Below are 21,218 nucleotides of genomic sequence, written 5' to 3' on the forward strand. Positions count from 1 at the left end.
CACTCGTGGCATAGCCCCTTGTAGCCTCAGTAGTATCCCACTCTTATGTAATTCTCCGTTAAGAAGTCCTATATATGGCAAGAGCAATTACCTATTACTATCCCGATGAGTCTGCACCCTCGTCATTGAAAGTTTTCCAAGATCGAAGTAGCCAGATCCGCGGCATCTATTTCACTCGCGACCGACTTGAGGATATTGCCAAGGTAGAGAATGCTGGCAACTACGCTATCTATTTCCTCTTGGGGAATGATGATGACGAGCATCCTATCCCCACGATCTATGTCGGGCAGTCCAAGAATGGAGCAGGACGTATTATTGACCACAAGTACAAGAAGACCTTCTGGAGCCACTGCATTATGTTCGTGTCAGATAATAATGCCTTTGATACGAACGCCATTGACTATATGGAGTACTACTTCATCCAGAAGGTAATCAGTGCAGGTGTCTATTCTGTAGAGAATAAGGATGAGCGCAAGAAAGAGCCGAATGTCAGTATCTATGATAAGCCAACCTATGATCAGTACATTACGCAGATCGAGTTCCTCCTACAGATTGAAGGGGTACGGCTTACGCTCCCGACAAAGAAGATCGCTGGGAAGTACTATAAGTTAAGAGGGAAAGGACCATCAGCCCAAGCATACTTCCAAGATGGAGAATTCTATTTGGAGGTAGGTTCGATTATTCGGCCGTCAGCAACTAAGGCTGAATCGATGAAATCAGCCATAGATCGTCGAGAGGAACAAATTGGATTGCTCCTCGCCGAGAAGAAGATTGCTCCGAGTAAGGATGATGGTCGTTACTATGAGGTGTTGTACCCCCTATCCTTCAAAAGTCCTTCTACAATGGCTCTCTTTGTCCTTGGACGCAGTGCTAATGGATGGACGGAGTTTGTCGGGATTAAGGAGCTGCGGGATTCTCCCGTATCTGAATGATGCCATAGTCAAAGCTTCCCTACAGATATAAAATACACGAGGGCGCCTCCTATAAGAGGTGCCCTCGTGTGGTTTAAGAGGAGTGGTTATGGAATGTGGCTACTTCAGCGTGCCGAGCTCACGGCCGACCTTGATGAAGGCAGCGATGGCCTTGTCGAGGTGATGGCGTTCGTGCGCGGCGGAGAGCTGTACGCGGATACGTGCCTGGCCCTTGGGGACGACGGGGTAGTAGAAGCCCGTGACGTAGATCCCTTCTTCGAGGAGGCGTGCAGCGTATTCCTGCGAGAGCTTAGCGTCGTAGAGCATCACGGCGCAGATAGCTGACTGGGTGGGCTTGATGTCGAAGCCGGCAGCGAGCATCTTGTCGCGGAAGTACTCGACGTTCTCCATCAGCTTGGTGTGCAGGGCATCGCTTTCCTCGAGCATCTTGAAGACTTCGAGGCCAGCACCGACGACTGCGGGAGGGATGGAGTTACTGAAGAGGTAGGGGCGTGAGCGCTGACGAAGCATGTCGATGACTTCCTTGGGGCCCGTGGTGAAGCCGCCGATAGCGCCACCAAAGGCCTTACCGAGTGTACCGGTGTGCAGGTCAATACGGCCGTAGCAGTTGAACTGCTCAGCGACGCCACGACCCGTGGGACCGACGACCCCTGCCGAGTGGCATTCGTCGACCATGACGAGTGCATCGTACTTGTCCGCCAGGTCACAGATCTTATCCATCGGTGCGACGTTGCCGTCCATGGAGAAGACGCCGTCGGTGACGATGATGCGGAAGCGAGCGGACTGGGCTTCTTGGAGTACGCGCTCCAGGTCTTCCATGTTCGCATTTTCGTAGCGGTAGCGCTGGGCCTTACAGAGGCGTACGCCGTCGATGATGGAGGCGTGGTTCAGTGCGTCGCTGATGATCGCGTCTTCTGGGCCGAAGAGAGGCTCGAAGACCCCACCGTTAGCGTCGAAGCAGGCGGCGTAGAGGATGGTATCTTCGGTGTGGAAGTAGCGGGCGATGGCCTGCTCGAGCTGCTTGTGGATGTCCTGCGTACCGCAGATGAAGCGGACGGAGCTCATCCCGAAGCCGTGGCTGTCCATGGCGGCCTTAGCGGCTGCTACCAGACGAGGATGGTCGGAGAGACCGAGGTAGTTATTGGCGCAGAAGTTGATGACCTCCTGCCCCGTGCTGATCTTGATGTCGGCAGTCTGAGGGGTCGTGATGATACGCTCCCGCTTGTAGAGGCCGGCTTCGTCGATGGATTGAAGTTCCTCAGCGAGGTACTTCTTCATGTTCTTAAACATAGTCCTTGTTTCTTCTTGTATAGCTTGCTAAGTAGTGTGCTTTGCTTGCTGGGGTGCCGTGTGGGGCGAGCGAAGGGCTCTATCCCTTGCGGCGGATGGTCTCGATCATGTCGCGCGTCATGGCGGGCAGATCGTACTGGGGCTTCCAGTCCCACTCGCTTCGAGCGCAGCTATCGTCGAGGGAGTTAGGCCAAGAGTCAGCGATACCCTGACGGAGTTCGTCGAGCTCGTAGGTCATCTCGAAGGTAGGGATCACCTCACGGATCGAGGCAGCGATACCCTCGGGGTCGAAGCTCATTGAGGTGATGTTGAATGAATTGCGGTGAATGAGTCGTGCGGGGTCAGCCTCCATGAGTTCGACGCAGGCGCGCAGGGCATCGGGCATATACATCATATCCATATAGGTGCCTGGGCGCAGGGGGCATGCGAAGCGACCTTCGCGTACAGCGGCATAGTAGATGTCTACAGCATAGTCGGTAGTACCACCACCCGGAGGTGCAACATTAGATATAAGGCCAGGGAAGCGGACGGAGCGAGTGTCGACGCCGAAGCGCTTCTGATAGTAATCACTGAGGAGTTCGCCAGAGACCTTCGTCACCCCGTACATGGTCTTGGGGCGCTGGATGGTGTCCTGTGGCGTCATGTCGCGCGGTGTCTCAGGGCCGAAGGAGCCGATAGAGCTGGGGGTGAAGACCGCACAGCCATTCTCGCGTGCTACCTCGAGGACGTTGAAGAGACCGCCGAGGCCGATCTGCCATGCCAGCTGCGGCTTGGCTTCGGCGACAGCACTCAGCAGTGCTGCCAGATTGAAGATCGTGTCGATCTTGTAGCGACGTACGACTTCGGTGATCTGCTGGGGATTGGTAATGTCTACCACTTCACAAGGACCAGTCTCGAGGAGCTCGCCCTTGGGAGGAGCTGCAGGGATGTACCCTGCCACGACTACGGGATAGAGTCGGCGGAGCGTCATGGCGAGCTCGGTCCCGATCTGGCCTGTAGAGCCGATGATAAGGATGTTTTTCATACCTCTGTGTGATACGTATTTTCTTGCGAGATGCTCGCTAGCAGGGTACTTCATGGTGACGCTGCAGGTGCGAGGCGGACCTAATAAATGCGTACAAATGCCCTTTACTATGCGTCAAATGTAGTTAATCTCGTTGGAAAAATCAGTATTCCACGGGGCGTACCTTTATAAGGCTCTGATTATTCGCTTGGTAGGGTGCCTATGGAGATGTGTAGGAGACGCTATACCTTTGTCTGCGCTAACGAAAGAACTTTAAGAAGATGACTCATTGTGTGATGCACACGCTCCCTTCGGGGCTTAGGATCATCGCTTCGGTCGAGCCCGAGGCGGCAGTCAGCTACGTGGGCCTTGGGGTGCGCGTAGGGGCTCGTGACGAAGGCCTGCGCTGGCATGGGCTGGCGCATAGCATCGAGCATATGCTCTTCAAGGGCACGCGCCTGCGCTCCTCGAGCCAGATCATCGAGCGTATGGAGTCCGTGGGGGCTGAGCTGAATGCCTATACGACGAAGGAGGAGACGATGCTCTACGCTATCGCTCCCTCACACTATGCTCGTCGCTCGCTGCACATGATCCTCGATATCGCAGCCCATAGCACGTTCCCCGAGCGGGAGTGGGCGAAGGAGCAGGAGGTCATCCTTGATGAGATCCATTCGTATGAGGATAGCCCCTCGGAGCTGATCTTCGATGAGTTCGAGGATCAGGTCTTCCGCCCGCACCGCCTTGGGCATGCCATCCTCGGTACAGAGGCTTCGGTGGGGCGCATCACGGTGGAGGCGCAGCGCCGCTTCCATCGCACTTACTACCGCCCTGAGCGTATGGTGCTCTTTGCCCGTGGTGTGCTCAATATGGACGACTTGATCGCCGTAGCGGAGCAGGCCTTCTCTGGTGAAGGTCAGCCACTCATCTCAAGCAGTGTACTTCCCGAGCCACTCCCTATACCTATATATAATAAGGAGGCGCGTCGCGTGGTGCGTCGTCGGGATACGGCGCAGAGCCACGTGCTGCTGGGGCGTGCTGCTTATTCGCTCTATGACCCGCGACGTCTGGCGCTTAGTCTTCTCGCGAGTATCCTCGGTGGGAGCGGGATGAATGCCCGCCTGAATATGCAGCTACGTGAGCAGCGTGGGCTGGTCTATCATGTCGAGTGCAACTACACGCCCTACACCGATACGGGGCTCTTCTCCGTCTACTTCGGCTCATCGCATCGCGCCGAAGCGGAGGCTATCGAGCTGGTCTATGCCGAGCTGGCACGCTTGGTGGCTGAGCCTTTGACGCAGCGAGCCCTGGAGCAGGCTCTACGTCAGACACGTGGTCAGATGATCGTCGCCTCGGAGCAAAGGGAGCAGCACTTCCTCTCGATGGGGAAGAGCTTCCTGCATACGGGGACGTTTGAGTCGGACGAAGTGCTTCAGGAGCGCCTCTCCGCCCTCACACCCGAGCTACTGCACGAGGTCGCTACGGAGCTCTTCGACCGCTCTCTCTTCCACGAACTTATCTATCGCTAACGTAGGCGAAGGCATCCCCTTATTACGAGTATTCTTCTTATTCAGCGGCGGGAAAAGCATCGTTCTCGTGACGAAAAAAGCCCCTTCCCGTAGTGGTTTTCCTCAGTCTATGCACGTAGACTTAAAGACCAGGCACGTAAATCCAAATATCCACGTACGTAGATATTAGATCCACGTACGTAGCTCAAATATTTCTGCTACTCGTCCACAACTTTTATCCCTATGCGGAGCAACAACCTAAGTATAGGTCAGCCCGACGACCTATATAGGTTCATACCGCTCCACTATCGGGGGGTGAGTATGCTGTGATAGTCGTTTGGCGAATCGACCCTATTGAGCTTGCTTGCACTTGCTCATATTTAGGAATCATTTTATCTTTGCTTCATCAAAGAAATAGGCGAATCGTTGGCCAACGAATACGCTACAAAAGAATATGACGAATCGAATGTACAATAGAGGTTGGTGGCGCACTCAGGATAGTAATATCGTGAGTTAGGCATCTATGTCCCTATTGTAAATTCATCATCAGCATATAATAGAGGCTTGTCGTGACTCACGGCAAGCCTTTTTGTCGTGAGTACGGATCCGCAGAAATGACGTCACCTGCCTTAGGCCTCTACTTAGCTCCAACTCTTCATTCAAAATCCCAACTTTTATGACACCCTTCCAAGTAGATCCCAATGGCTTTTATGGCGACTTCGGTGGCGCCTTTGTTCCCTCCATCCTCGAGCCCATCATCAAAGAGCTGCAAGATACGTACCTACAGATCATCGAGAGCAAGGACTTCCAAGAGGAGTTCCATACGCTGCTGCGTGACTATGTAGGTCGCCCCAGCCCCCTCTACCACGCGCGCCGACTCAGCGAGAAGTATGGTGCGAAGATCTACCTCAAGCGCGAGGACCTCAATCACACAGGGGCGCACAAGATCAATAATGCCCTCGGGCAGATCCTGCTGGCGAAGAAGATGGGTAAGCACCGCATCATCGCCGAGACGGGTGCAGGCCAGCATGGTGTAGCCACAGCCACCGCCTGCGCGCTCATGGGTATGGAGTGCTATATCTATATGGGCGCACTTGATGTCGAGCGTCAGCATGTCAATGTCGAGCGCATGAAGATGCTCGGTGCTACCGTCGTCCCAGCGAAGAGTGGTAATCAGACGCTCAAGGACGCTGTGAATGAGGCGCTCATGGCATGGTGCGAGCGTCCCGAAGATACCTTCTACCTCATCGGGTCGGCAGTAGGCCCACATCCTTATCCCGATATGGTAGCACGTCTGCAGAGTGTCATCAGCAAGGAGATCAAGGCACAGCTTCAGGAGAAGGAGGGACGTGACTATCCTGACTACCTCTTAGCTTGTATCGGTGGCGGGTCTAACGCCGCAGGTACGATGTACCACTATCTTGATGATCTACGCGTGCACATCGTCTTAGGCGAAGGGGGCGGTCATGGTATGTATAGCGGGGAGACAGCCGCCACGATCAATATCGGTACCGAGGGCGTCCTGCACGGAAGTCGTACCCTCGTCATCCAGACTCCCGAGGGCGAGGTGCAAGAGCCTTACTCCATCTCGGCAGGGCTCGATTATCCTGGCATCGGCCCGCTGATCTCTCAGATCGCTGTACAAGAGCGTGCTGAGGTGCTATCGATCAATGACGACGAGGCGCTGCGTGCTGCCTTCGAGCTGACGCGCTTGGAGGGGATTATCCCCGCGCTGGAGAGTAGCCACGCCTTGGGTCTCCTGCCTCATATGAAGTTCCAGCCAGAGGACATCGTCGTGCTGACTGTGAGCGGACGTGGTGACAAGGATATCTCTACCTATCTGGCTCACAAAGCAGAGATCTTAGGAGAATAAAGGCTCGCTGAGCATAGTACGACGAGGCCCCTGTCTCCAGAGAGCTGGATGCAGGGGCCTCGTCGCCGTGCTACGGCATAGGCGCGTGTGTAGAGGGCTTTTCGTACATTTGTACTCTAAAAGAAATCATCAAGTAAGATAGTAGCTATCCCCTAAGCGGAACAAACATGAATATATCCTACGATCTACTACGCTCCTACGTGGAGACGGATCTGACCCCCGATGAAGTCGCTGCTGCCCTAACCTCTATTGGTCTTGAGGTAGGCGGTGTAGAAGAAGTCGAATCAATCCCCGGTGGGCTCAAGGGCCTTGTCATCGGTCACGTGCTGACCTGCGACGTGCATAAGAACTCCGATCACCTCCACGTCACGACAGTAGATGTAGGTGCAGAGGCGCCCCTGCAGATCGTCTGTGGTGCGCCCAATGTAGCTGCTGGCAAGGCGGTCGTCGTCGCTACCATCGGCACCGTCCTCACCTCGGGTGACGAATCCTTCACCATCAAGAAGAGCAAGATCCGTGGCGTCGAGAGCTTCGGTATGCTCTGTAGTGAGGTCGAGATCGGCGTCGGCCACGACAATAGCGGTATCATCCTCCTCGATGCTGCTACGACGAAGCCTGGCACGCCTGCTGCTGAGCACTTCGGTGTCAGCTCCGACTACGTCCTCGAGGTCGATATCACGCCGAACCGTGTCGATGCTACTTCGCACTACGGCGTCGCCCGCGATCTCGCTGCTTATCTCACTCAGCAGGGGAAGGCCACGAAGGCTAAGCTCCCCGAGGTACTCCCCGCTCCCGCTGCTGGGACGGCTTGCCCCGTGCCTGTCACGGTCGCTGTCGATGAGACTCTTTGTCCCCGCTTCGAGGGGCTTGTGATCCGTGGCCTCAAGGTCACCGAGAGCCCCGACTGGCTGCGCCGTCAGCTCGAGACGCTGGGCCTGCGCCCCATCAACGTAGTCGTCGACGTGACGAACTACGTCCTGCACGAATTTGGTCAGCCCCTCCACGCCTATGACTTGGCGAAGACAGGCGGTGCCCTCTCGGTACAGCTGGCACGAGAGGAGAAGATGGTCCTCCTCGACAAGAGCGAAGGCCAGCTCACTGAGCGTGACCTCGTCATCGCTTCGGCTACGGGCGAGCCCCTCTGCGTCGCTGGCGTCATGGGTGGTCTTGACTCGGGTACGACGGAGACGACGACGGATATCTTCCTCGAGTCAGCGAACTTCAACGCTACCTCCGTACGCAAGACCGCACGCCGTCTGGCTGTGAATACGGACTCCTCCTTCCGCTTCGAGCGTGGGCTGGATCCCAACCGCACGACCTGGGCGCTGATGCGTGCTGCTTCGCTCATCCTCGAGCTTTGCCCTGGTAGCTATATCGATGGTGGCCGCTTCGACCACTATCCCGTGCCTGCTCAGCCCTACGAAGTGACGCTGCGCCCCAGCCACATGGATGCACTCATCGGTAAGTTCATCCCCCGTGACGAGGCTGTACGTATCCTCGAGAGCCTCGAGATCGAGATCGTCTCCCGTGAGGAAGACGCTTGGCAGCTGCGTGTACCCCGCTATCGTGTCGACGTGACTCGTGAGGCCGACGTCATCGAGGAGGTCATGCGCATCTACGGATACAACAATATCGAGCTCAGTGGCTACGTCCACGCTAACCTCAGCCCCAAGGGAGCTGTCGACCGCTCTTACAGCCGTCGCATCCTCCTCTCAGAGCAGTTGACGGGCGCAGGCTTCAATGAGCTTCTCAATAACTCCCTCTCCTCCGAAGCCTACTACGAAGGGCTTACCTCCTGCCCCGCTGATAAGCTCGTGCAGCTGGTCAACCCCCTCAGTGGCGAGCTGAACGTGATGCGCCAGACGCTCCTCTTCGGGGGGCTCTCCGCTATCAGCCGTAACCTCCGCCGTCAGCAGAAGAGCTTCTACTACTATGAGTGGGGGAACTGCTACGCTGCTGCTCCCGAAGTCGAGCGCTCTACCGCCACGACGCTGGCAGGTTACCGTGAGACGCAGACCCTCGGTCTCTGGGTCGCTGGTGCACGTATCCAGAGCAGCTGGGCACATGCTGATGAGCCTGCTTCGCCCTTTGAGCTGAAGGCCCACGTCCTGCACATCCTCGAGCGTCTGGGCGTCAGTGAGCGTAGCCTGCGTGCTGAGTTTGTCGAGTGCGACCTCTTCACGGGTCGTGGCTACAGCTATGCGACCTATGACGGCAAGCCTGTCGTGCTGATGGGGCAGGTCAAGTCCGCCCTCTTGGCTAAGTGGGATATCGATATCCCCGTCTACTACGCCGAGATCAACTGGGACAACCTCAATCGCCTCGCTGAGCGTGTGAAGATTGAGATCGCTGACCTGCCTAAGTTCCCCGTCGTACGTCGTGACCTCTCGCTCCTCCTCGACGAGAAGATTACCTTTGCAGAGCTGGCTGAGACCGCTCGCCGTGCAGAGAAGAAGCTCCTTCGTGACGTCACCCTCTTCGACGTGTACGAGGGGAAGAACCTCCCCGCAGGGAAGAAGAGCTATGCCCTCTCCTTCTACCTGCAGGATACGGAGCGCACGATGAGCGACAAGCAGATCGATGCTATCATGGCGAAGATCCGCAAGAGCATCGAGGATACCTATGGAGCTACCCTCCGCTAACCACCTAAGACGAATCAACTATCACTAAAGAATATTTATGGGAAGAGCATTTGAATATCGTAAAGCTCGTAAGATGAAGCGCTGGGGCAACATGGCCCGCGTCTTCACGAAGCTCGGTAAGGAAATCACCATTGCGGTCAAGGCTGGGGGCCCCGAGCCCGAGACCAACCCACGTCTGCGCGTCCTGATGCAGACGGCCAAGAAGGAGAACATGCCTAAGGAGAACGTGGAGCGCGCCATCAAGAAGGCCAGCTCGAAGGACTTCTCCGACTATAAGGAGATGAACTACGAGGGCTATGGCCCCTTCGGTATCGCTATCTTCGTCGAGACTGCTACCGACAACACCACTCGTACGGTGGCTAATGTCCGTAGCTACTTCAATAAGTTCGGCGGTAGCCTCGGTACCTCGGGCTCGCTGGAGTTCCTCTTCGACCACAAGTGTATCTTCCACATCGTGAAGAAGGAAGGCATGGACCTCGAAGAGCTGGAGCTGGAGCTGATCGACTACGGTGTAGACGAGCTGGAGGAAGACGAGAACGAAATCATCCTCTACGGTGCCTTCTCTGCTAATGCCCAGATCCAGTCCTACCTCGAAGAAGCTGGCTATGAGATCACCTCTGCTGAGTTCGTCCGCCTGCCTAACGACACGAAGCCTGTGACGCCTGAGCAGCGTGAGACCCTCGCTAAGCTCATCGACAAGCTCGAGGAGGATGAGGACGTGCAGAACGTCTTCACCAATATGCAGGAGGAGGAAGAAGAGGAAGCCTAATCCCTTTGCTCCACAGCTCCCCACCTCGGGGAGACTCACGATACAGCGATCCGCTACGGATGCACCCTCACTCGGTGCTCTGTAGCGGATCGCTTTTATTTTGCTGGAAGTCGCTGCTATTGTCCTCGCAAAGTGGTGTGTAGTAGTACTTTTCTGGTAGGGTGGAAGCAGGGAGCATAAGGGGGAGGGAAGGGGCTATCGCAATCCGTGGCAATGTCGTATCTTTGTCTAATATAGCGGTTAGCCGATCATTTGCACGCCCAAAGGCGTTATTAGAGCAAGTGGTCACCCCACGAGAGTGGGGGAGACTGACCTATTACACGAACCCGTACATGACGATCAAGATGAAAAGTTACTTAGGGTACATCGCGGCGCTCTGCCTCCTCACACCATTCAGTGGGGTAGCACAGCGCTCCAATGTGCGTGCCGCTGATCGCCTATTACAGAGCGATAAACCCAACTACACGGAGATCCGCCGCCTCATCAAGCTCGCCGAAGAGCATGAGGACACCAAGGGCGATGCCTATACCTACTATGTCAAGGGCCTTGTAGAGCATACCCTCTATAAGACTGAGTTCCGCAAGGTCACGACCCCTGGGAGCGTGGGTGACACAGCGAAGATGTTTCGCCACGTCATCGATGAACTCATCGGCTGGCGTCGTGCAGACTCTATCGAGCGTCAGCCCGATCCCTCGACGGGACGTATCGTGCTGAAGTATCAGAAGAAGATCCAGGACTATGTGCGTGAGGATGCCCCGAAGATGTATGAGGCGGGGCTCTTCTGGCTCGACCGCAAGAAGTATGCTGAGTCTACGGCTGCCTTCTCTACGGCTCTTGAGGCCCAGCGCCTGCTTCTGCCCGTAGGGCGCAAGGAACTCCCCACCGATACGACGGTCGCGAACCTCGCTTACTATGCGCTGGTGTCGGCCTACACAGGGGAGCTTTACCCCGAGGTGATCCGCCTCGGCGAGCTCTATCGCGATGTGGCAGCCAATAAGAATGAGGTCTACCAGTTCCTTGCTAAGGCCCACATGGCTATGCAGGATACGGTCGGTGCGATGCCCTTCCTTGAGGAAGGTATCCGGCTTTACCCTGAGACGACCTTCTACTTTGGCTCGATGATCTCGATCTATCAGGCGCAAGGTCGCTACAAGGAAGCCGTCGCCCTCATTGACAAGGCGCTGAAGGTGACCCCCGACAACCCCAATCTCTTGGTGCTTCGCGGTAATGTCTACTTCCTCGCCCAGGAGTGGGATCGTGCCGTCGAGGTCTATCGTCAGGTCCTTCGCCAGAGCCCCGACAACTACGATGCGCTCTTCAACCTCGGCCAGGTCTACTACAACCAAGCCGTCTCTATCCTGGCTAATCCGCTGAGCTCACGTCTCGAGGAGAAGAAGGCCAAGGAATACTTCCGCCAATCGCTTCCCCAGCTCGAGGCTGCCTATAAGGTCGCTCCCGATCAGGTGCGTGACCTCCTCGGCAATGTCTACTATCGTCTGGGGCTGGAGAAGAAGTACGCTGAGCTCTACACTGACAAACCTTCAAGCAAATGAACCCATCTATAGCCTCCTCCGTGCGTGAGGCCCTCCTCGATCGCTTCCTCCGCTATGTACAGATCGATACGGAGAGCGATCCCAATAGCACGACTTACCCCTCGACAGAGAAGCAGTTTGACCTGCTTCGTCTCCTGCGTGACGAGCTGATAGCCCTCGGTGTACCCTCCGTACGCCTCGAAGAGAAGGGCTATGTGATGGCGCAGATCCCAGCTACTCCAGGCTATGAGGATCGTCCTGCGCTGGGCCTCATCTCACATGTCGATACGAGCCCAGACTTCACGGGTCGTGGTATCCGCCCGCAGATCATCGAGTACTATGATGGTACGCCCATCCCCCTCGGTGATGATGCCATGCTCACGGTACAGGAGTTCCCCGAGCTGCTGGAGGTCCTTGAGCATACGCTCATCACGACTGATGGGACGACGCTTCTCGGAGCGGATGACAAGGCAGGCGTCGCCGAGATCATGGAGACGGTACGCTACATCCTCGAGCATCCCGAGCTCCCCCACGGGCGTATCTGCATCGGCTTCACTCCTGACGAAGAGATCGGCAAGGGCGTGGACTACTTTGATGTAGAGGCCTTCGGTGCGGACTTTGCCTTCACCGTCGACGGCAGCCGTGAGGGCGAGCTGGAGTATGAGAACTTCAACGCTGCCTCTGCTCGCGTCGTCGCTACGGGACGTAGCATCCACCCAGGCTCTGCTAAGGGGAAGATGATCAATGCTATCGAGGTGATCTACCTCCTGCATGCTTCACTCCCTCACTACGCGCGCCCTGAGTTCACCGAGGGGTATGAGGGCTTCTATCACCTAATGCACTTCACCGGTGGGGTAGAGCATGCCGAAGCCGAGTACATCATCCGCGATCACGACCGTACGCTCTTTGAGGAGAAGAAGGCACTGATGGAGCGTGTCGTAGGCGAGATCAATGCCGCTTACAAGCGCGAGGTCATCAAGGTCGAGATCCGCGACTCCTACTATAATATGTACGAGCAGGTGGCACCCCACGAGGAGTATATCGAGCGCGCTAAGGCCGCTATGCTCCGTGCTGGAGTCACGCCCCGCATCTCGCCCATCCGTGGCGGGACGGATGGCGCCCGCCTCTCTTATATGGGACTGCCTTGTCCCAACCTCTTCACGGGTGGAGCGAACTTCCATGGGAAGTATGAGTATGCTTCGCTCGACACGATGTGCCGCTCGGTAGAGACGCTTGTCTACCTCCTCACTGAGACTGCGGAGTAAGTAATGATACAGAAGAAAAGGATTGCCGTCCTCGGCTCTACGGGCTCTATCGGGACGCAGGCCCTGGAGGTCGTCCGTAGTCATCGCGAAGCCTTCGAGGTGACGGTGCTGGTGGCACGCCGCTCGACGGAGCTCTTGATCGCTCAGGCCTTAGAGTTCAGTCCCGCTGTGGTCGTGATCTCCGACGAAGCCTATTATCCAGAAGTCCGACAAGCCCTATCGCATACCTCTATCGAGGTCATGGCAGGGAGTGAAGCTATCGCGGAGGTGGTCGTCCGACCTGATGTAGATATCGTCCTCACGGCGATGGTTGGTTTCTCTGGCTTGGTCCCCACACTTGCAGCTATCACTGCTGGTAAGACCATCGCTCTATCGAATAAGGAGACGCTCGTCGTAGCAGGCGAGCTTATCATGTCACTCGCTGCTCGTCATAGAGCGCGTATCCTGCCTGTCGACTCCGAGCACTCGGCTATCTATCAGTGCCTCGTCGGGGAGGAAGGCAATCCGCTGGAGCGCATCCTGCTTACGGCATCGGGAGGTCCCTTCCGTAGCTATAAGCGAGTAGAGGAGCTTGAGGCCGTGACGGTCGAGGCTGCTCTGCGTCACCCCAACTGGAGTATGGGAGCTAAGGTCACCATTGACTCTGCCTCGCTGATGAATAAGGGGCTGGAGATGATCGAGGCCCGATGGCTCTTTGATACGCCTGCCGAATCGATCGAGGTACTTGTGCATCCGCAGAGCATCATCCACTCGATGGTGGAGTTCGCCGATGGCTCGATCAAGGCACAGCTGGGTCAGCCCGATATGCGCCTGCCCATTAGCTATGCGCTCGGCCTTACGGAGCGTGTCAGCAATGAATATCCCCGCCTCAACTTCCTCGAGCACACCTTTACCTTTGAGCGGCCCAATATGGAGCTCTTCCCCAACCTCGCGCTGGCCTATCGAGCGCTGGAGCTTGGTGGTACCGCTCCTTGCGTGCTCAATGCTGCCAATGAGATCGCTGTCGAAGCCTTCCTCGCTGGCAAGCTGGGCTTCCGTGCTATGAGCACACTCATCGCCCAGGCCCTGGAGACACACCGCCCCGAGCGGAGCTACGACCTTCAGCTGCTCTCAGAGCTCGACGCCGCAGTGCGTGCGGAGTCTCGTGAGCGCCTAAATCATATCAGATAATAGTAATCCAATGGATATAGTAATTCGTGTACTTCAACTCCTCCTCTCGCTCTCCATCCTCGTCTTCATCCACGAGCTGGGGCATTACTCGATGGCCCGTTTCTTCGGAGCGCGTGTAGAGAAGTTCTATCTCTTCTTTAACCCCTGGTTCTCTATCTTCAAGTGGAAGAGTAAGCGTAGCGGTACGGTCTACGGTCTTGGCTGGCTCCCTCTCGGTGGCTACTGCCAGATCGCTGGTATGATCGATGAGTCGCTGGATACCGAGGCGATGGACAGTGAGCCTAAGCCCGATGAGTTCCGCAGCAAGAAGCCCTTTGCACGCCTGATGATCATGGCTGGTGGGGTGATCTTCAATGTTATCCTTGCCTTCATCATTTATACTGGTATCACGCTCACTTGGGGGACGAAGGTCCTTCATAGCGATCAGGTCTCTGCGGGGATGAATTTCTCCACGCCCGCTGAGGAGGTTGGCTTCGTCGACGGGGATGTCATCCTCAGCGTCGACGGCAAGCAGTCTCCCAATGTGCTTGACTCCCGCTTCATGTCATCGCTCATCAATGCTCACGAAGTCGTGGTACGTCGTGGCGGTGCCGTGGAGACGATCCGCCTGCCCGAGGATATGATGCAGCGCCTCCTCCGCGCTGAAGAGGGCTTTGGCTCTCTGCGTATGCCCTTTGTCGTGGATGCTGTCTCCGAAGGTAGCCGTGCGCAGGGGCATCTGGCCTCTGGAGACCGTGTCGTAGCAGTCGACTCCGTCACCTGCACCGATGTCACGGAAGTCATCGCGGCACTGGATAAGAAGAAGGGTAAGGATGTCGTGCTTACCGTCGAGCGCTCGGGTACGGCTCTGCAGACCACGCTCCCCGTAGACACGGCAGGGCATATCGGTGTCGTCCTCAAGGGCATCGAAGAGCTCTATCCTATCGAGCACGTCCAGTACAATGTCTTCACGGCTATCCCTGCAGGTATCGATCGCGCAGGTCAGACGATCTCAGGCTATGTCCGTGGGCTGAAATATATGTTCACCAAGGAGGGCGCTAAGCAGATGGGAGGCCTCGGTACGATGGGTAAGCTCTTCCCCACGACCTTCGACTGGCAGAGCTTCTGGTCCATCACGGCCTTCCTCTCTATCATCCTTGCGGTGATGAATATCCTGCCTATCCCTGCACTTGATGGGGGGCACATCCTCTTCATCATCATCGAGATGATCCGTCGCAAGCCTCTTAGCGATAAGGCGATGACCACGATCCAGACTATTGGTCTCGTGCTACTCGTCCTGCTGATGGTTTATGCGAACGGCAATGATATCTACCGAGCTTTCTTCGGCAAGTAAGTAGAGCGTATGGGGGACTTCCGCGTCCATATCTTAGGCTGTGGCTCGGCTCTACCGACGATGCAGCACTACCCGACGGCCCAGGTCGTGGAGCTTCGTGATAAGCTCTTCGTCGTGGACTGCGGGGAGGGTGCGCAGCGTCAGCTGCGCCGTCAGCGTCTGGACTTCGGGCGTATCGTCGCCGTCTTCATCTCCCATCTGCATGGTGACCACTGCTACGGGCTCTACGGGCTCCTCTCTACGATGGGGATGCTCGGCCGCCGCAGGGCACTCCCCGTATATGGTCCTCGAGGGATCGATAGGTTCTTAGCCCCCTTCATCGAGGAGAGTCGCTCCTATCTGGGCTACGACATCGAGGTGCATGTAGTGGATGACCGCACGAGTAGTCTTTGCTACGAGGATAGGTCGGTGACGGTGACTACGCTCCCGCTGGAGCACCGCACGCCCTGCACGGGCTACCTCTTCCGCGAGAAGGTCACGGAGCGCCATATTGATCGCGCTTCGTGTGATTTCTACTGCGTTCCTCGTTCTTATTATACAGCGCTACGTGAGGGAGCGGACTTCACCACTGAGGAGGGGAAGGTCATCCCCTGTGAGCGACTGACGCGTCAGGGTAAGACTCCTCGGAGCTATGCCTACTGCTCGGATACGGCTTACCTACCCTCACTGGTGCCACTTCTTCGGGATGTGAGCCTCCTTTATCACGAAGCGACGTTCCTCAGCGACCGCTTGGCGCGAGCGAAGGAGACGGCGCATAGTACGGCTGAGCAGGCTGCGCGTATCGCACAGGCTGCGGGTGTCGAGCGCCTTGTCATCGGCCACTATTCGGCCCGCTATATAGATATCCAGCCTCTCTTAGAGGAGGCTCAGGCCGTCTTCCCCGAGACCGTAGCAGCGGACGAAGGGATGATCCTCGAACTTTGATATACATCTCTCCCAGCCCCATTGCTTCTTGGAGCCCCAATTAATACAAATTATATGACTACGAAGAAGACGATCAAGCGACTCATCCTCTCTCTGGGGTGTGCTTCTCTTGCTCTAAGCCCGCTTGCAAGCCAGGTCCTGGAGGTGCGTCCTGATCGGACTATCCTGACTCAGCTGCAGCAGGACTTTGTGAGCCGCAATTATGTAGGCTTCCGGCACGACCTGCCTCGCCTGCGTGCTTTACCATTACTCACCGAGCACCAGCCCTATCGTGAGGCGGTAGCTCGTCTGATGACCGAGGAGACGTCTCCTGACGCTGTCCTCACACGCTTCCTCAAGGAGCATCCAGGCTCTCTTGATCGTCCCTCAGCAGAGCTCTTGCTCGCTCTGGTGTATGTCGATCAGGGGCTCCTCCCTCTTGCCCGTACGCAGCTCGAGCAGGTCAAGCGCTCGGCACTCTCTCCTCGTGAGGCTGCTCAGTACGACTTAGCTCTTGCCTACACGATCCTGGCCGACCAGAGAAGTGCAGCTGACCTGGATGAAGCTCAGCGCCTCCTCCTCTCTGCGAGCGAAGACTCCTCTGTCATCGGGGAGCAGGCTCTCATCTACCTCGGCTCTGTGGCTTGGGCACGCGGGGATATTCAGGAGGCTCGTGCGATCTTCTCACGCAATGATTACTCCAGCGACCTCGCTCCCGAGGCCGCCTATCAGCTGGCTCTGCTCTCCTTCGCTACGGAGGATGCTAAGACGGCTCAGCGTCGTGCGAGTGACCTCCAGCGTCGCTATCCCGAGATGGCTTCGCGTGCTTCCTTCCAGTCAGTCATTGGGCAATCCTACTATGCTGATGGCAATTATGATCAAGCTATCCGCACCCTCCAGCCCCTACAGGAGCTCGAGGACTATAAGCCCACGGCAGAGGAGAGCTATGCCCTCGGTACTTCACTCTATGCTAAGGGGCGCTACGAAGAAGCGCTTCGTCCGTTGAGTGCTGCCTCAGAGAGTAGCTCTGCTATCGGTGCACAGGGGCTCTTCCTCCTTGGTAATGATCGCCTCAAGCTCCAGCGCACGAGCGAGGCTGCTCTAGCATTTAGCCGTGCAGGCCAGCACCCTGGGGCTACCGAGCGAGTACGCGAGTACGCGCTGTACAATGGGATCCTCCTGCAGGACGAGACGCAGCGCTCGAACTTCGGTCAGACCGTCCGCATGGCTGAGACCTTCGTCACCGAGTTCCCCAACTCCAGCTACCGTCCTCAGATCCTCCAGCTCATGAAGAGTATCTTCCTGACGAATAAGGACTATGCTGAGTCGCTCGCTACGCTGGATCGTCTGCAGGTCAAGAGTGCTGAGCTGAGCGAAGCCAAGCAGTACGTCCTGCTTCGTCTCGGTGAAGGTGCTTTGGCTTCTCGCGACTATGCCCGTGCTAATGACTATCTGAATCGTGCCGTCACGCTCGGTACGAAGAACGAGTACACGGCTCAGGCTCATCTCCTCGCTGCCTCGAGTGCTCTGGAGCGTGGCGAGTATGCTGCTGCTGAGTCTGCTGCATCGAAGAGTATCGCTACGGGTGCAGCTCCTGCGCTGGCATATTATATCCAGGGCTACGCTCGCTACAATCAGAAGCAGTACGCCACGGCTTACCGCTCCTTCGAAGCCTTCACGCAGTCAAGCTCTGGCGATGATGCTCTGCGTCGTGCCGATGCCCTCTCCCGCATGGGAGACTGCCAGCTCATCCAGAAGAAGAGCGCAGAGGCTCTATCTCTCTACCGTCGTGCTGACGAGGGTATGCCTTCGGGGAGTGACGAAGCTCTCTATCGTATCGCTACGATCTACGGCCGCTGGGGGCAGTATCAGAAGCAGATCGAGACGCTCGATCGCATCATCAAGACGCACCCCGAGTCCACGCATCTGCCTGAGGTCCTCTACGACAAGGGCCGTGCGCTGGTGCTGAGCAAGGCGCGTCCCGAAGAGGCGACCGCTGTCTTCAACCAGCTTGTCAAGAGCTATCCCGATACCCAGTATGCGCGCCTCGGTGCTATGGAGCGTGCGATGCTGGCCTACAATAACGGGCGTACCGAGGAGGCTATCAAGGCCTACAAGGACCTCATCGCCCGCTACCCTGAGAGTGAAGAAGCTCGCTCCGCACTCTCTGACCTCAAGAATATCTACGTCAGTCTGGACCGCGTCGATGAGTACACGGCCTATGCCTCTACTCTCGGCAAGCAGCTGACGCCCTCAGAGAGTGAGAAGGCACACCTGCAGTACCTCTCTCTTGAGAGCCGATACAAGAAGGATAAGAATGCTTCTATTGCAGACCTCGAGTCCTTCGTTCGCTCCTATCCCGCCAGCCGTGAGGCCGGTCGTGCTGAGCTCCTCCTGGCTGGTCACTACGCCCAGCAGGGCCGCAGCGACGAAGCCGAGGCGCTCTACAAGAAGCTCTCTGCTCCCGCACGCTCCCTCGACCTGCGTATCCCCGCCCTCGAAGCTCTGACGAAGATCTACAACGATGGTGGTAAGAAGCGCGAGGCCCTCGATGCCTGGTCCAGCCTCTACGCTATCGAAGGGCTGGAAGCTCCCCAGCACTTGCGCTACGGGCTTGCTCTCTCGCGTGCAGCCTACGAAGCGAAGGACTACAAGCGCTCGATCTCTACGACCGAGAGCCTCCTGAAGCGTAGCGACCTCCCCGCAGCTACTCAGGGTGAGCTCCTCCTCATCCAGGGTAAGAGCGAAGAGGCTACGGGTGCTACCGGCAAGGCTATGAAGACCTATGAGCCCCTGCTCAAGAACTTCGATACTGCCTACGGTGCTGAAGGCTACATCCGCCACTCTACGCTTCTCTTCCGCGCCGGCAAGGTGAAGGAGACGAAGAAGCAGCTCGATGCCTTCATCGCTAAGGGTACGCCACAGCAGTACTGGCTGGCACGTGCCTTCCTGCTCCTCGCTGACTGCTATCACAAGCAGGGTGAGACCTATGTCGCCCAGCAGTATCTCGAGAGCCTGCGTGACAACTACAAGGGCACTGACGATGATATCGCTCAGATGATCAACGAACGTCTCACCTCCTACCAGAATAAGAAATGAAGAAGCTTGCAATCATCCCTATAGCTGCTATTGCGCTCCTCTCGAGCTCTGTACTCTCTGCTCAGGAGGCTAAGACGAAGCGTGCCGATACCCTGCGTCGTGAGCTCACCGTGATGACCGAGGAGGAGGTCTCTCTCTCCGCGCGTCAGCCCCGTGACCTCTCCTATACGGTGCCGGCTCCCAACCTCAGCCCTGTGCGTCACTCCTATCTGGATACGCCCATCCCCTTCACGTTGCGCCCCAGCGTCTCACCCTTAGGTGCTCTGACGGCACCTCGTGGGGGCTTTGAGCGCTCGAAGCAGCGTGGCTATGCCTTCGCCTCTGCTGGTGTGCCCATCAGCTTCAAGGCGGGTGCAGGCCTGAGCATCCTTTCGACGAAGACCGACCGCCTTGATGTCTACGGCCGCTACAACTTTGCCAACCCCAGCATCCAGACCGAGCTTGGTCAGAGAGTCAAGGGCTGGGAGAAGGCTTGGCGCCTCGGAGCGAACTATGGCCACCAGTTCGAGGACGCTGCGCTGTCACTCGGTCTGGACTTCGGTCAGCACGGTTACAACTACTACGGCCTCTCGCTGGTCGCTCCTCCAGCTGGTGGTGGGGTGGCGCAGTCTGCTACGGTGCCCGACCTGCGTCGTCGTGCCACGGAGGTCTCTCTCTCGGCTCGCTACGCTACCGAAGAGGACTTCACGGAGGACTGGCTGTATGACTTCTCCGCTGGCTTCGACTATACGGCGGCTAATGTCGCTGAGGAAGCTCCAGGCGTGGTGCTTAATAAGTTCAAGGAGTTCCTCCCCGAGCTTCGTGCGAACCTCTCTTACCGTATCAGCAGCATGGCGCGCGTCGGTGCGCTGGGATCGTGGTCGCTGGGTCGTCTGACCAGCACGGAGCCTATCCTCTATGGCTTCCCTCAGAGCCGTACGGCCAGCTCGCGCATGATCCTCACGGGGGCGCCCTATATCCTGGCAGAGGATGCTAATGACCAGCTCTCTTGGCGTACTCTCGGTGGTCTGCGTATCCTCACGGGGAATGACCACTACAACGCACACTTCGTCCTCTTCCCGAAGATCGATGCTCGCCTGCGTCTGGGCTCGGCCTTTGGTCTGCGACTGGAGACGGATGCCGAGCTGGTGCGTCACAGCCTACGTGCCCAGCCCCTTGAGTCGCCCTTCATCGATGCCGAGGCATTCGCTGGACGCTATGAGCGTGTCTACGATGCTAAGCTGACGGCCTCTACGACGATCGCGAGTGCCTTCTCGATCGAAGCCTTCGTCCGCTATGCCGATCATAAGGGTGCCGTGGATTACTTCCCCGCATCGCTCTCGCTGCCTTCGGGTGCTGCGGCTTCGACGGCCTACTTCATGCCCGTGCGCTTCCGTCCCTCTTACGTGGACTATAAGGAGCAGAACGTCGGGGTACAGCTGGCCTACAACTACCGCGGTCTCTTCTCGGCTGCTCTGCGTGGGGTCTATGCCCACTACACGACGACGGCTATGATCCTCTCGCGTCCTACCTTCACGGCTTCGGCCCTTGTGGAGCTGAATATGGTGCCCAACCTCAGCGTCCGTGGTGGCTATGAGTTCGCCACGGCACTGAAGAGTTACGACCTCGACGGCTCGATCACGCGTCTGCGTCAGCTCCATCTGCTCCATGCCGATGCTGTCTACTCGCTGACGAAGCGCCTGAGCCTGACGGCAGAGCTTCGTGCACCTATCCTCGCTGGGGCTACGCGCTGGTACGGCTATACGTCGCAGCCTATGCTCCTGCAGGGCGGTCTGCAGTTCACCTTCTAAGCGGATGCGGGGGTTCTCCCCCGCGTCTTGCCTAAGCTAAAAGCGGTACGGCCGCCTCGAGCATCGTGCTCGAGGCGGCCGTACCGCTTTTCTTTCGTGGGGGCTTCGCCGT

14 protein-coding genes are annotated in these 21,218 nt (G+C 57.2%); 12 read left to right on the top strand and 2 right to left on the bottom strand.

Translation table 11 applies throughout. The features are described 5' to 3' along the window. Nucleotides 1–74: 74 nt before the first annotated feature. Nucleotides 75–932, top strand: a complete 858-nt coding sequence (locus HMPREF1121_RS07275; protein WP_044115590.1) for a GIY-YIG nuclease family protein — start codon at nucleotides 75–77, stop codon at nucleotides 930–932. A gap of 99 nt (nucleotides 933–1,031) precedes the next feature. Here the strand turns inward: HMPREF1121_RS07275 and kbl are convergent, their stop codons facing one another. Together kbl and HMPREF1121_RS07285 are read right to left on the bottom strand one after the other, a co-directional pair. Continuing rightward, nucleotides 1,032–2,222: a glycine C-acetyltransferase gene (gene kbl, locus HMPREF1121_RS07280; protein ID WP_009433699.1), complete on the bottom strand. Its 1,191-nt coding sequence runs from the start codon at nucleotides 2,220–2,222 to the stop codon at nucleotides 1,032–1,034. Nucleotides 2,223–2,301: 79 nt separating this feature from the next. Further along, nucleotides 2,302–3,246, bottom strand: a complete 945-nt coding sequence (locus HMPREF1121_RS07285) for an NAD-dependent epimerase/dehydratase family protein (protein ID WP_044115591.1) — start codon at nucleotides 3,244–3,246, stop codon at nucleotides 2,302–2,304. A 260-nt stretch (nucleotides 3,247–3,506) separates the two neighbouring features. Between HMPREF1121_RS07285 and HMPREF1121_RS07290 the strand changes: the two genes are divergently transcribed. The 11 genes from HMPREF1121_RS07290 to HMPREF1121_RS07340 all read left to right on the top strand — a co-directional run bounded on the left by HMPREF1121_RS07290 (nucleotide 3,507) and on the right by HMPREF1121_RS07340 (nucleotide 21,106). After that, on the top strand, nucleotides 3,507–4,751 hold the full coding sequence (locus HMPREF1121_RS07290; protein WP_044115593.1) for a M16 family metallopeptidase: 1,245 nt from the start codon (nucleotides 3,507–3,509) through the stop codon (nucleotides 4,749–4,751). 655 nt (nucleotides 4,752–5,406) lie between these two features. Beyond that, nucleotides 5,407–6,603, top strand: coding sequence for a tryptophan synthase subunit beta (trpB, locus tag HMPREF1121_RS07295; RefSeq protein ID WP_044115594.1), 1,197 nt, complete (start codon nucleotides 5,407–5,409; stop codon nucleotides 6,601–6,603). Between the two features lie 167 nt (nucleotides 6,604–6,770). Then, nucleotides 6,771–9,245, top strand: a complete 2,475-nt coding sequence (gene pheT, locus HMPREF1121_RS07300; protein WP_044115595.1) for a phenylalanine--tRNA ligase subunit beta — start codon at nucleotides 6,771–6,773, stop codon at nucleotides 9,243–9,245. A 37-nt stretch (nucleotides 9,246–9,282) separates the two neighbouring features. Further along, entirely contained in the window at nucleotides 9,283–10,014 is a 732-nt protein-coding gene (locus HMPREF1121_RS07305) for a YebC/PmpR family DNA-binding transcriptional regulator (RefSeq protein ID WP_009433683.1), read from the top strand. 344 nt (nucleotides 10,015–10,358) lie between these two features. Beyond that, nucleotides 10,359–11,567, top strand: coding sequence for a tetratricopeptide repeat protein (locus HMPREF1121_RS07310; RefSeq protein ID WP_232223763.1), 1,209 nt, complete (start codon nucleotides 10,359–10,361; stop codon nucleotides 11,565–11,567). After that, on the top strand, nucleotides 11,564–12,811 hold the full coding sequence (gene pepT, locus HMPREF1121_RS07315; RefSeq protein WP_044115597.1) for a peptidase T: 1,248 nt from the start codon (nucleotides 11,564–11,566) through the stop codon (nucleotides 12,809–12,811). Before HMPREF1121_RS07310 ends, pepT begins: the two co-directional genes overlap by 4 nt. A 3-nt stretch (nucleotides 12,812–12,814) precedes the next feature. Continuing rightward, a complete protein-coding gene (locus tag HMPREF1121_RS07320) occupies nucleotides 12,815–13,981 on the top strand; it encodes a 1-deoxy-D-xylulose-5-phosphate reductoisomerase (RefSeq protein ID WP_044115599.1) in 1,167 nt (388 codons plus the stop codon). 10 nt (nucleotides 13,982–13,991) lie between these two features. Beyond that, nucleotides 13,992–15,314 (top strand): RIP metalloprotease RseP, encoded by a 1,323-nt coding sequence (gene rseP, locus HMPREF1121_RS07325; RefSeq protein WP_044115601.1) that lies wholly within the window; start codon nucleotides 13,992–13,994, stop codon nucleotides 15,312–15,314. Nucleotides 15,315–15,323: 9 nt separating this feature from the next. After that, on the top strand, nucleotides 15,324–16,238 hold the full coding sequence (locus HMPREF1121_RS07330; protein WP_044115602.1) for a ribonuclease Z: 915 nt from the start codon (nucleotides 15,324–15,326) through the stop codon (nucleotides 16,236–16,238). 54 nt (nucleotides 16,239–16,292) lie between these two features. Further along, nucleotides 16,293–19,316 (top strand): tetratricopeptide repeat protein, encoded by a 3,024-nt coding sequence (locus tag HMPREF1121_RS07335; RefSeq protein ID WP_044115603.1) that lies wholly within the window; start codon nucleotides 16,293–16,295, stop codon nucleotides 19,314–19,316. Beyond that, a complete protein-coding gene (locus HMPREF1121_RS07340) occupies nucleotides 19,313–21,106 on the top strand; it encodes a hypothetical protein (RefSeq protein WP_044115604.1) in 1,794 nt (597 codons plus the stop codon). The genes HMPREF1121_RS07335 and HMPREF1121_RS07340 overlap by 4 nt, the downstream gene beginning before the upstream one ends. The last annotated feature ends 112 nt before the right edge of the window (nucleotides 21,107–21,218 follow it).

It is taken from the genome of Porphyromonas sp. KLE 1280 (assembly GCF_000700805.1).
In the GTDB taxonomy this organism is placed as follows: Bacteria; Bacteroidota; Bacteroidia; order Bacteroidales; family Porphyromonadaceae; genus Porphyromonas; species Porphyromonas pasteri.